Origin of the sequence: Streptomyces lichenis, assembly GCF_023218175.1 — a bacterium.
GTDB lineage: Bacteria > Actinomycetota > Actinomycetes > Streptomycetales > Streptomycetaceae > Streptomyces > Streptomyces lichenis.
In genome coordinates this window covers 302,096-314,393 of record NZ_JALPTH010000003.1, presented here as the reverse complement: position 1 = coordinate 314,393, position 12,298 = coordinate 302,096, and the positions used below count along the sequence as shown (strand labels likewise).

The following is a 12,298-nucleotide window of genomic DNA, read 5'->3' as shown; positions in this document are numbered from 1 at the left end:
CAGGGGATCTTTGTGTGGCGAGGAAGGGCCAGATCCTGGTTACGGGGTCCGGCCCGTCCTCGTATCGGCCGTGTCTACAGACGGCCCGCTGCCTTGAGGGCCAGATAGGCGTCGGCCAGGGCGGGTGCGAGGTTCTCCGGGGTGGCGTCGACGACGGTGACGCCGTGGCCTCGTAGGCGCTCTGCGGTGCGGGCGCGCAGGGCGGTCGCCTTGGCGCCGGCGGCGGCCTCGTAGACGGCGTCCACCGTTCCGCGCGCCGAGATCATGGCCTGGACGCGAGGGTCGGAGACGGACGCGACCAGGACGTTGTGGCGCTTGGTGAGCTGGGGGAGGACCGGTAGCAGGCCCTCCTCGACCGGCGCGGTGTCCAGGCCGGTGAGCAGGACGATGAGGGAGCGCTGAGGGGCGTGGGCCAGGGCGGCGGAGCTGAGGCCGCGGGTGTCGGTCTCGACCAGCTCGGGTTCGAGGGTCGCCAAGGCGTCGACGGCGGCGGACAGGACGTCCTTGGCCGATCGGCCCCGTACCTGGGCGCGCAGCCGCCGGTCGTAGGCGAGGAGGTCCACCCGGTCACCCGCGCGGGAGGCGAGGGCGATCAGCAGCAGGGCCGCGTCCATGGCGGCGTCCAGGCGCGGGATGTCACCGACGCGGCCGGCGGAGGTGCGGCCGGTGTCGAGCACGACGAGGAGGTGCCGGTCGCGTTCCGGGCGCCAGGTCCGTACGGCGAGGGTGGTCTGCCGCGCGGTGGCACGCCAGTCGATGGAGCGCGTGTCGTCGCCGGGGACGTACTCGCGGAGACTGTCGAACTCGGTGCCCTCGCCTCGGGTGAGGACGCTGGTGCGGCCGTCGAGTTCACGTAGCCGGGCCAGGCGGGCGGGCAGGTGCTTGCGGCTGTGGAAGGGCGGGAGGGCGCGAACGGTCCACGGCACCCGGTGGCTGCCCTGGCGGGCGGCGAGGCCCAGCGGGCCGTACGACCTAACGGTGATGCGGTCGGCCTGGTGGTCGCCGCGGCGGGTGGGCCGCAGCAGGGTGGTGACGCGGCGGCGCTCGCCGGCGGGGACGGTCAAGGCGTGTCGGGACGCGGCCTGTTCGGTGCCGGGGTGCCAGGCGCTGGGCGGCCAGGCGTCGCGGAGGCGGGCGCGGAGGGGCCTGGTGGAGGGGTTGGCGAGGGTGAGGTGCACCTCTGCCGCGTCACCCAGTCGAACGCTTGTGTCACCAGATCGGGTGAAACGGAGGGATTTCACTGGCGCTGCGAGGGCGTAGTCGCACAGTATTGCGAGTGAGAGAGGCGCGTTGACAGCGAGCATCCCGGTCCAGCTGGGGGCCAGGAAGCCGACGGGCAGCGAGCCGATCGCGGCGAGGAGCGCGGTGCGTCCGGTGAGGGCCATCGTTCGCCTCAGCGGGGCACGGGGACGTGGGCGAGGACGGTCGTGATGACGGAGTCCGGGGTGACTCCCTCCATCTCGGCCTCGGGGCGCAGTTGGATGCGGTGGCGAAGAGTGGGAAGTGCGAGGGCCTTCACGTCGTCCGGGGTCACATAGTCGCGACCGGTGAGCCAGGCCCAGGCGCGGGCGGTGGAGAGCAGGGCGGTGGCTCCCCGAGGGGAGACGCCCAGAGAGAGTGAGGGGGACTCACGGGTGGCACGGCAGATATCGACGATGTAGCCGGTGACCTCCGGGGATACGGAGGTCCTGGCAACGGCGGCGCGGGCGGCCTCAAGGTCGGCCGGGCCCGCGACGGGACGGACGCCGGCGGCGTGGAGGTCGCGGGGATCGAAGCCCTCGGCATGGCGGGTGAGGACGTCGATCTCGTGGTCACGAGCGGGAAGGGGGACGGTCAGCTTGAGGAGGAACCGGTCCAGTTGGGCTTCGGGCAGGGGGTAGGTGCCCTCGTACTCGACCGGGTTCTGGGTGGCGGCGACCAGGAAGGGATCGGGCAGGGCTCGGGGCGTGCCGTCGACGGTGACCTGGCGCTCCTCCATCGCCTCCAGCAGTGAGGACTGCGTCTTGGGCGGGGTGCGGTTGATCTCGTCGGCCAGGAGGAGGTTGGTGAAGACAGGGCCGGGCTGGAAGGAGAACTCGGCGGTGCGGGAGTCGTAGACCAGGGAGCCGGTGATGTCGCCGGGCATCAGGTCGGGGGTGAACTGGACGCGCTTGGAATCCAGTTCGAGGGTGGCGGCCAGAGCGCGGACGAGCAGGGTCTTGGCGACGCCGGGGACGCCTTCCAGCAGGACGTGTCCGCGACAGAGCAGAGCGACGACGAGACCGGTGACTGCGGGGTCCTGCCCGACCACGGCCTTGGCGATCTCGGAGCGCAGCGCTTCCAGGGCGGAGCGGGCGCGATCCGAGCTCTCGGAGGTCTCGGGGGTCGGGGCGCTCATGAGGTGCGTACCTCTCTTTCGAGGGCGTCGAGTTGGTCGGCGAGAAGGATGAGTGCCGTGTCGTCGGCGGGGGTGGGTCCGAAGAGCAGGGCAGCGGGTTCGAGCCGGGTGGAAGGGAGGCGTTCGGATACGGCGGAGAGGAGTACGCCGGGGTCGTGTGCCCGGCGGGGAGCCACTCCGACCAGCGGGGCGAGGCGGGCGCGGGTGGCTTCGCGCAGCACGGCGGCGGCCCGGTCGCGGGCATCCGTCTTGCGGTAGAGGCGGGCGAGGCCCTCGGTGGTCTCGGAGGCGTGCACCACGGCGGGCAGTCGCTCGCTGACCAGCGGGCCCAGGCGGCGGGCCCGCCACAGAGCGGCGAGTGCGGCGGCCAGGGCGAGTTGCAGCGTCCCCCAGAGCCAGCCGGAGGGGATGAGTTCCAGGAAGGAGTCCGAGCCGTCGTCGGCACGTTCGCCGACGGCGGTGGGATCGTCCAGAGAGGGGAGGTACCAGGTCAGATGGGTGCGGGAGCCGAGGAGTTGAAGGGCCAGCGAGGCGTTGCCCTCTGCGTCCAGGTGCTCGTTGCGCAGCAGGTCGCCGGAGCCGAGCAGGACCGTCTCGCCGCTGGCGGGGCTGTCGACGCGGGCGAGGGAGGCGGCGGCTCCGTCGCTGGGGTAGCAGAGGACGCTGCCGGTGGCTTCGGTGGTGTAGAGGCGGCCGCCGAGGTCGACGGGGCCGGCGCGTTTCGCCGCCGGGAGAGCGCAGGAGGGCCGGAGCGTGGTGACGGGGGCGGTCGCGTCCGTGCGGACACCGGGGGCCAGGGTGCCGGTGGCGGAGGGCCCCGCGGAGAGGAGGAGCAGCCGGCCGCCGGTGGAGTCCAGTCCGGCCCGGAGGCGGCGCTGCTGCCGGTCGGTGAGGAGGTCGGGGGTGGTGACGAGCAGGGAGCTGCCGGGTCCGCTGTCGGCGAGGGCCTGGTCGAGTGTGGTGGCGACGCGGACCGTCACCCCGCGCTGCTTGAGCAGTTTGGCGGTGGCACGGCTGCCGTCGGGGTTGGCGGAGCGGGGGTCGAGGCTGCCGTACTGGGAGTCGGCGCGCAGCAGCGCCATCACCGCGGCGGCCAGCAGTACCAGGGCGGCGACCAGCAGCAGTCCCCGGGCGCGGGTCCACACCTGGCGAGCGGTGCGGGCGGTCGAGGTGGCGGCGGGGGCGGTGGTCATGGTGCCCCAGTGGCCGCGTCGGTCAGCTGGGGCCTGGCCTGGCCGACCGCGGTGTCCAGGTCGGCGAGGCGCTGGTATGCCGCCTGGTCCGCGGCGCGGCCGCCGTATGTGACGTCGTCGAAGGCGCGGGCCGCGGAGCGCAGGGGCCCGGCGTGGTCGGGCAGGGCGCGGCCGGCCTCGTCGGCTGCCTCGTCGGCGGTGCGACCGGGGCGCGGGTCCAGCAGGGCGCGCTCCTCCAGGGAGCGGACCAGGGCGCGCATGCGTTCCTGGACGGCCTGGTTCCAGCGGCCGGCGGCGGCGTGGGCCTCGGCGGTGCGGCGGTGTTCGGCGGCGGTGCGGGGCCCCTCGCCGAAGAGGGTTTCGGAGGGCAGCCGGGTGCGGTGGGGGGTGCCGAGGCGCCACCACAGCGCTCCGACGACGGCCAGGGCGAGGAGGATGACGACCACCAGCCCGAGCAGTCCGCCGGGGGTGGCCCGGGAGGCGGTGTCCAACACTCCGCCGACCCAGTCCCAGAAGGTGTCCAGGGCCTGCTGGAGGAGGTTCGGGTCGTTCTCGTGGTACATCGGCTCGGACAGTTCCCGCTCGGCCGCCTCCCTGGCCGGGACGCGTGGGATGTCCAGCGGTACGTCGTCGGCGTCGCCGTGCGCGTGGATCAGTGCCCGGGCCGCCACGCCCCCCGTGACCGGCACCGCATCAGCCCCTGGGGGCGGAGTCGTGGGGCGGAGGGTCGTAGCCGGGGACACCGGCCGCGCGGGCCAGTTCCAGGTCCAGGGCCTCGCGGCGGATGCGCTGGTCGACGTAGAGGAGCACCGGCACCCCGGAGGCGATCGGATAGGTGATCGCGGAGGAGACGACCGAGCCGACGCCGGTGATGATCAGGAAGGCCCAGCCGAAGTCCGTGCCGGTGCCGCTCATGATTCCGGTGAAGCCGCCGCCGTCGAAGATGAGGGCGATGATCCCGAACGGGATCGAGATGATCATGGAGATCAGCAGGGTCAGCAGAATGGTGAGCGCCATGATGCCGAAGGTGCGCCACCAGGCGCCCCGCACCAGCTTGGCGGAGCGCTTGAGCGAGCCGATGACACCCTGGCGCTCCAGCATCAGGGCCGCGGACGCCAGGGCGAAGCGGATGTTCAGCCAGACCATGGCGGCGATCCCGCCGAGGCTGCCCAGGAAGATCAGCGGGACCCCCGCCTCGGGGGTGGAGAGCAGCAGCAGGCCGGGCAGCAGCGCGACGGCCGCGATCCCGATGTTCATGGCGGGCAGCAGCACGGTCAGTCCGAGCAGATGGGGCAGCCGGGGGCGCGACTCGCGCCAGACGTCGGCGAACCGGACCTCGCGGCCGAGCACCGAGCGGCTGATCACGTTGGTCAGCAGCGCCGTGGTGAAGATCGAGGCCACCAGCCCCAGCAGCACGGCCGGGCCGAGCGCCGCGAAGGTGGACTTCAGCGACTCCATCGCCGCGTCCATGGCCTGTTCGGGGGTGGCGTCGGGGCTCAGCTCGGGAGGCTGCGCTATCAGGTACCGCTCGATGAGGAGGGAACCGATCTCCATGATCACGGAGACGGTGACCGTGATGCCCAGCACGGTGCGCCAGTGGGCCCGCAGCGTGGAGACCGCGCCGTCGAGGATCTCGCCCATACCGAGCGGGCGCAGCGGGATCACACCGGGCTTGGCGGCCGGTGGGCGGCCCCAGCCGCCGGCACCCCATCCGCCGCCCTGGGGCGCGCCGCCCCAGCCGGCCTGCGGGACCGGGCCCGACGGTCCGGAGGCGGCCGGCGGGGACCACTGGCCGGCGGGCGGCTGCTCCTTGGACCACTGGGGACGTGTACCGGTGGGACCGGTGCTGCCGGGGGTCGCGCCGCTGGGACCCGTGCTGCCGGGACTTGTGCCGCTGGGACCTGTGCTGCCGGGGGTCGCGCCGCTGGGACCCGCGCTGCCGGGACTCGTACCGCCGGGAGTCGCGCCGCCGGAGCCCGTGCTGCTGGGAGCCGTACCGCCGGGGTGGTCTGCGGGGCCGGTCTGCCCGGGAGCGTCGGCACTCCGGCCGTCCGAGGCGCCGGAGGCACCCGGATCGTCGGAAGGGGAAGACCCCGGCGAGGTCCAGCCCGGAGTGTCGTTCACGCTCGTCCACCTCAACAGTCGGTCGCGGAGCCGGTCCGTCGAACCGGCGGGAACACCGTGCCGGGCCGCTCGTCGGGGCGGCAGGCTGGCAGCCATGGTGCCACGCGCCACCAGCCGCCGGGCCGGGGCCCGGGGGCCATGGCCACCTTCATTGTCGGTGGCTCAGCGGGCAGACTAGGCGGATGGCTGATCAGCAGGCACAGACTGCCCTGGAGACCCGACCCCCCGCGCTGCCCGCGCTGCGTTGGGACGAGCCGCCGGAGGGCCCGGTGGTGGTCCTCCTCGACCAGACCCGGCTCCCCGCCGAGGAGGTCGAGCTGGTGTGCACGGACGTGCCCGCCCTCGTCGAGGCGATACAGCGGCTGGCGGTGCGCGGGGCGCCGCTGCTGGGCGTCGCCGGCGCCTACGGGGTCGCCCTGGCGGCGGCCCGCGGCTACGACGTACCGGAGGCGTCCGCGCTGCTCGCCGGTGCGCGGCCCACCGCGGTGAACCTCGGGTACGGGGTGCGGCGGGTGGCGGCCGCGCACCGGGCGGCCGCCGAGAAGGGCGCGGACCAAGGCGGTGCGGCGGCGTCCGCGCTGGCCGAGGCGCGGGCGCTGCACCGAGAGGACGCCGAGGCCAGCGCGGCGATGGCCGGCCACGGGCTGGCGCTCCTGGACGAGCTACTGCCCGGCGGCGGCCACCGGGTCCTCACCCACTGCAACACCGGGGCGCTGGTCTCCGGCGGGGAGGGCACCGCGTTCGCCGTGGCGCTGGCGGCGCACCGCAAAGGCAGGCTGCGGCGGCTGTGGGTGGACGAGACCCGTCCGCTGCTCCAGGGTGCCCGGCTCACCACCTACGAGGCGGCCCGCAACGGCATGGCGTACACCCTGCTGACCGACAACGCGGCCGGTTCGCTGTTCGCGGCGGGTGAGGTGGACGCCGTCCTCATCGGCGCCGACCGGATCGCGGCGGACGGCTCGGTGGCGAACAAGGTCGGCAGTTACCCGCTGGCGGTCCTGGCCCGCTACCACCATGTGCCGTTCATCGTGGTGGCGCCCGTGAGCACCATCGACCCCGACACCCCGGACGGCGCGTCCATCGAGATCGAGCAGCGGCCCGGACAGGAGGTGACCGAACTCACCGCACCCCCGCAGATAGCCACCGGCGCCCCGGGGGCGGTCAGTGGACTGCCCGTGGCGCCATTGGGCACTCAGGCGTACAACCCGGCGTTCGATGTGACGCCTCCGGAGCTGGTGACGGCGATCGTCACCGAACGGGGGGCCGTTTCGCCGGTGACCGGGCCCGCGATAGCCGAGCTGTGCGCGAGGTCACGCCAGGTCCCGATGAGCTGATGGGATGATGTCGAATATGAAAGGACGCGTCCTCGTCGTCGACGACGACACCGCACTGGCCGAGATGCTCGGGATCGTGCTGCGTGGTGAGGGTTTCGAACCGTCGTTCGTAGCGGACGGCGACAAGGCACTGGCAGCCTTCCGGGAGGCCAAGCCGGACCTGGTGCTGCTGGACCTGATGCTGCCCGGACGGGACGGCATCGAGGTGTGCCGGCTCATCCGTGCCGAGTCCGGGGTGCCGATCGTGATGCTCACCGCCAAGAGCGACACCGTCGACGTGGTGGTCGGCCTGGAATCCGGGGCCGACGACTACATCGTCAAGCCGTTCAAGCCGAAGGAGCTGGTCGCCCGCATCCGGGCGCGGCTGCGCCGCTCGGAGGAGCCGGCACCGGAGCAGCTCACCATCGGTGACCTGGTCATCGACGTGGCGGGCCACTCGGTGAAGCGGGACGGGCAGTCCATCGCCCTCACCCCGCTGGAGTTCGACCTGCTGGTCGCGCTCGCCCGCAAGCCCTGGCAGGTCTTCACCCGTGAGGTGCTGCTGGAGCAGGTATGGGGCTACCGCCATGCCGCCGACACCCGGCTGGTGAACGTGCACGTCCAGCGGCTGCGCTCCAAGGTCGAGAAGGACCCGGAGCGCCCCGAGATCGTGGTCACCGTCCGCGGCGTCGGTTACAAGGCCGGGCCGAGCTGACATGTCCCGCGGCAGTGCTGCTCCGAAGCCCGGGAGGAACGGGAACCCGGGAGTCCGTGCGGGGCGGGCTGCCGGACGGGAGACGGACGGGTCCGGGACGTCCGGGCCGGGTATGGCCGGGTCGGAAACGGCCGGGGCCAGGACGAACGAGGCGAGGACGAACGGGGCCGGGATGAGCCGGTCTGGGACGTACGCGTCCGGGGCGACCGGGTCCGGGGCGACCGGGTCCAGGGCGACCGGCTTCGGGACGGATGGCTCTGGAGCGTCCGGGTCCGGGGCGGCTGGCTCTGGGGCGTCCGTGTCTGGGGCCAATGGCTCCGGGGCGGGTGGGGCTCGGGTGAGCGGGGCCGGGGCCGGTGGGGCTGGGAAGGGCAAGGCCGCCAGGCGTCTGCCGGTCGGTCGCCGGCTGCTTCGCGGTGGCGCGCCGGGTGGGCGGGTGCTGCGGCTGCTGGTCCGCTGGGTGCGGCGTCCGCTGCTTCCCGCGGTCCGGTTGTGGCGGCGCAACATCCAGTTGCGGGTGGTCGCCGGCACCCTGCTGATGTCCCTGGGCGTGGTGCTGCTGCTCGGTTTCGTCGTCATCGGGCAGATGCGCAACGGCCTGCTCGACGCCAAGGAGCGGGCCGCGCAGAGCCAGGCCTCCGGCGGGTTCTCCGCCGCCCAGGACCCGGCCCGGTTCACCGGGCCCGGCCAGGAGGGCGGCTCCGGCAACGACGACACCGCCCGGACCTCGCTGAACTGGCGCTCCGACCTGGTGGTGCAGCTCGCCTCCGGCGGACAGGGCGCCTTCAACGTCGTGGCGCTCAGCTCCGCCAACGAGGGCGCCGCCAGCCGGGGCGCCCGCGCCTCCGGCGGGGTCGATCCGGCGACGAGCATCCCCGCGGGGCTGCGCGACTCGGTGGCCTCCGGCACCGGCACCTTCCAGACGTACACCCGGGTGCACTACACCGACGGCAAGCGCTCCGAGGCCGCCCTGGTCATCGGCAAGCGCCTCAACGACATCGACGGCAACTCCTACGAGCTCTACTACCTCTTCCCGCTCACCCAGGAGGAGGACTCGCTGTCGCTGGTGAAGACGACCCTGGCGACGGCCGGACTCTTCGTGGTGGTGCTGCTCGGCGCGATCGCCTGGCTGGTGGTGCGCCAGGTCGTCACCCCGGTGCGGATGGCCGCCGGCATCGCCGAGCGGCTCTCCGCCGGACGCCTTCAGGAGCGGATGAAGGTCACCGGCGAGGACGACATCGCCCGGCTCGGCGAGGCCTTCAACAAGATGGCACAGAACCTCCAGCTGAAGATCCAGCAGCTGGAGGAGCTGTCCCGGATGCAGCGCCGGTTTGTCTCCGACGTCTCGCACGAGCTGCGCACCCCGCTGACCACCGTACGGATGGCGGCCGACGTCATCCATGAGGCCCGGGAGGACTTCGACCCGGTCACCGCGCGCTCCGCCGAGCTCCTCGGCGACCAGCTCGACCGGTTCGAGTCGCTGCTCGCGGACCTGCTGGAGATCAGCCGCTTCGACGCGGGCGCCGCCGCGCTGGAGGCCGAGCCGATAGACCTGCGCGATGTCGTGCACCGGGTCATCGGCGGCGCCGCGCCGCTGGTCGAGCGGAAGGGCGGCCGGATCGTCGTCCTCGGCGACGAGCAGCCGGTCATCGCCGAGGCCGACGCGCGCCGCGTGGAGCGCGTGCTGCGCAATCTGGTGGTCAACGCGGTCGAGCACGGTGAGGGCCGGGATGTGGTGGTGCGGCTCGCCGCGGCGGGCGGCGCAGTCGCCGTCGCGGTGCGCGACCACGGGGTCGGGCTGAAGCCCGGCGAGGCCACCCGGGTGTTCAACCGCTTCTGGCGGGCCGACCCGGCCCGTGCCCGTACCACCGGCGGTACGGGGCTGGGCCTGTCGATCGCCGTCGAGGACGCCCGGCTGCACGGCGGCTGGCTCCAGGCCTGGGGCGAGCCGGGCGGTGGCTCGCAGTTCCGGCTGACGCTGCCGCGTACCGCCGACGAACCGCTGCGCGGCTCGCCCATCCCGCTGGAGCCGGAGGACTCCCGGCGCAACCGCGAGCAGGCCGCCGCGGGCGCCCCGACGGGACAGGAGCCCGGACGGGCGGTGTCCCGGCCGCCGGCCGGCCTGGACTGCGGGGGGCTGCCGATGCCCCCGGGCGTCGCCCTGCCGGGCCGCCCGCCCCAGCAGCCCGCCGCCGACCCCACCGCGCTGCCGGGCAACGGCGCCCGGGTGGTGCCGCGCGGGGACCGGGACGACACGGGTGCCGGCGGGCAGGGGAGCCGGTCGGGCAGCACCTCGGATGCTCCGGACTCTCCGGACGCTCCGGATGGTGGAGTCTCGCCGGGGGGTGTCGCGACGAGTGGTGCCTCGTCGGGTGGCGCCTCGCCGAGCGCGGGGCGGTCGGGCGGGGAGCAGCCGAGGAGGGAGCGGGGGGAGAACGTGGCCGGGAGCGGGAGCGGGAGCAGCGAGGAAGGCCCGCGGGCGCGGGGCGGTCAGCGGGAGGGGTCGAGACATGAGCGGTGACCGGTGGCGGGCCCGTCGTGGTGCGGTGGGCGTGCCCGCCGGGCGGGGGAGGCGTTCCGGATGGGGGCGGGGTCCCCGGCGGGTACGGGCGCTGGTGCTGGTGGCGGTGGGGGCGCTGCTGGCCGGTTGTGCGTCCATGCCGGACAGCGGTGACGTATCGCAGGTGAAGGCCTCCAACGCGGGCGACTCGCAGGTGCGGGTGTATCCGGTGCCGCCGCGCGAGGAGGCCGAGCCCGGGGAGATCGTGGACGGCTTCCTGGAGGCGATGACCGGTGACGACCCCGGGTTCGCGATCGCGCGCAAGTACCTGACCAAGCGGGCGGCGAGCGGCTGGAAGCCGGAGGAGCGCACCACGGTGCTGACCTCGGCGCCCGCCAGCGGCCAGCCGGAGCGCCCGGTGGACCGCCCGACCGGTCGCGAGGAGGCCGCCGCCGGGCTGTTCTACCGGCTGTCCGGACGGCAGGTCGCCGCGGTGGACAGCAGCCACGCGTACCAGCCGGTCCGTGCGGCGCGCTACACCGGTGCGCTGCATCTGGTGCAGGTGCCCGGCGCCGACGGCCGCAGCCGCGAGTGGCGCATCGACAGCCTGCCCCAGGGCCTGCTGCTGAGCGAGTCCGACTTCCAGCGCAACTACCGCTCGGTGAACACCTACTACTTCGCCTCCGGGCAGCAGCGCACCATGGTCGCCGACCCGGTGTACATCCGGCAGCGGCAGGACCCGGTGACCCGGATGGACCCGGTGGCCCAGACCGTACGGGCCCTGCTGGACGGCCCCACCAGCTGGCTGGCGCCGGTCGTGGAGTCCAGCTTCCCCACCGGCGCGGCACTGCGCGAGGGCGTCACCGCGTTGGCCCCCGACGACCAGAACCGGCTCAAGGTGCCGCTGGACGGGAAGGCGGCCGATGTCGGCCCGGAGCGATGCCGGCGGATGGCCGCGCAGCTGCTGCTGACCGTCGGCAGCATCGGCGCCACCCGTATCGAGCAGGTGGAGCTCCAGCGCCCGGACGGGCGTCAGGCGTGCGTACTGGACGAGAGCGACCAGGACGAGTACCGCACCGACCCCTCCGGCGGGATGCGCGCCAACCCCTACTTCGTGGACGCCTCCGGCCGGCTCGCCCGGCTGGAGGTCGGCACCGAGGACGTCGGCCTGCCGGTGCCGGTGGAAGGCCCGTTCGGCAACGGTACGGTCCGGGTCGGCCAGGCCGCCGTGGCCCGTGACGAGCGGCGCGCGGCCGTGATCTCCGACGGGGGCAGCCATCTGCGGGTGGCGTCCGTGGTCTCGGACGTCGAACTGCCCGGTGTCCTGGTGGACAGCCGCGGCGCCCGGCCCGAGGACCGGCTGTCCGCACCGAGCTGGGACGGCCGGGACGGACTCTGGGTCGCCGACCGAGATCCGGCCGACCCCAGGCTGCTGATGGTGCCGGACGACATCGGCCGACCGCTGGAGGTCACCACCCCGTGGCTGACCGAAGGGGTGCGGGTCGAGGAGGTCAAGGCCTCGGCGGACGGGGTGCGGATCGCGCTGCTGCTGCGCAAGGGCGAGACCACCAGTCTGTACATGGGCCGGGTGGAGCGGCACGGCAGCGGCCAGGAGCAGACCGTGGAGGTGGTCGACCTCCAGGCGGTGGCGCCCCGGATGGACTCGGTGCGGTCCGTGTCCTGGGCGGGTCCGAGCCGGCTGGTGGTGCTGGGGAAGCCGGCCGGCGGGGTGGAGCAGGTGCGCTATCTCCAGACGGACGGTGCCACCTCGGGCGCGGCGGTGCCGGGTCTGAACCAGGTGCAGGCGATCGCCGCGGCGGACGACGAGCGGGCCCCGCTGGTGGCCGCCGCCGACGACGGCATCGTCCGGCTCCAGGCCGGCGCCAACTGGCAGCCGATGGTGAAGAAGGGGAGCGCTCCGGTGTATCCGGGCTAGACCGGATCCGGACCGTGTCTGGATTGGGGCTGGGTTGGGTCTGGACCGGATCTGGATGGGGTCTGGACCGGGTCTGGGTCTGGACGGGTCTGGATGGGGTCTGGACCGGGTCTGGGTCTGCACGGGGCTGGATCGGGTTG

General features: G+C 73.9%; 9 protein-coding genes. 4 read left to right on the top strand and 5 right to left on the bottom strand.

Annotation, left to right across the window (positions count from 1 at the left end; genetic code table 11):
• Positions 1–74: 74 nt before the first annotated feature.
• The 5 genes from M1O15_RS05055 to M1O15_RS05035 are packed head-to-tail and all read right to left on the bottom strand — an operon-like array spanning position 75 to position 5,235.
• The gene (locus tag M1O15_RS05055) at positions 75–1,385 is read right to left on the bottom strand and encodes a DUF58 domain-containing protein (RefSeq protein ID WP_248631979.1); all 1,311 of its coding nucleotides are present in this window, start codon (positions 1,383–1,385) and stop codon (positions 75–77) included.
• Between the two features lie 8 nt (positions 1,386–1,393).
• Positions 1,394–2,377 (bottom strand): AAA family ATPase, encoded by a 984-nt coding sequence (locus M1O15_RS05050; protein ID WP_248631978.1) that lies wholly within the window; start codon positions 2,375–2,377, stop codon positions 1,394–1,396.
• On the bottom strand, positions 2,374–3,570 hold the full coding sequence (locus M1O15_RS05045) for a DUF4350 domain-containing protein (protein ID WP_248631977.1): 1,197 nt from the start codon (positions 3,568–3,570) through the stop codon (positions 2,374–2,376). Before M1O15_RS05045 ends, M1O15_RS05050 begins: the two co-directional genes overlap by 4 nt.
• Positions 3,567–4,259 (bottom strand): DUF4129 domain-containing protein, encoded by a 693-nt coding sequence (locus M1O15_RS05040; protein WP_372499346.1) that lies wholly within the window; start codon positions 4,257–4,259, stop codon positions 3,567–3,569. Before M1O15_RS05040 ends, M1O15_RS05045 begins: the two co-directional genes overlap by 4 nt.
• A 4-nt stretch (positions 4,260–4,263) precedes the next feature.
• Entirely contained in the window at positions 4,264–5,235 is a 972-nt protein-coding gene (locus tag M1O15_RS05035; protein WP_308282223.1) for a DUF7544 domain-containing protein, read from the bottom strand.
• A 641-nt stretch (positions 5,236–5,876) separates the two neighbouring features.
• On the opposite strand from M1O15_RS05035, the gene mtnA reads away from it, so the two are divergent.
• The 4 genes from mtnA (at position 5,877) to M1O15_RS05015 (ending at position 12,158) form a co-directional block, all read left to right on the top strand.
• Entirely contained in the window at positions 5,877–7,028 is a 1,152-nt protein-coding gene (gene mtnA, locus M1O15_RS05030) for an S-methyl-5-thioribose-1-phosphate isomerase (RefSeq protein WP_248631975.1), read from the top strand.
• A 4-nt stretch (positions 7,029–7,032) separates the two neighbouring features.
• Positions 7,033–7,722: a two-component system response regulator MtrA gene (gene mtrA, locus M1O15_RS05025; RefSeq protein WP_219852863.1), complete on the top strand. Its 690-nt coding sequence runs from the start codon at positions 7,033–7,035 to the stop codon at positions 7,720–7,722.
• Positions 7,723–8,158: 436 nt separating this feature from the next.
• Positions 8,159–10,243 (top strand): MtrAB system histidine kinase MtrB, encoded by a 2,085-nt coding sequence (gene mtrB / locus M1O15_RS05020; protein WP_308282221.1) that lies wholly within the window; start codon positions 8,159–8,161, stop codon positions 10,241–10,243.
• Positions 10,233–12,158 (top strand): LpqB family beta-propeller domain-containing protein, encoded by a 1,926-nt coding sequence (locus M1O15_RS05015; protein WP_248631974.1) that lies wholly within the window; start codon positions 10,233–10,235, stop codon positions 12,156–12,158. The genes mtrB and M1O15_RS05015 overlap by 11 nt, the downstream gene beginning before the upstream one ends.
• Positions 12,159–12,298: the final 140 nt, after the last annotated feature.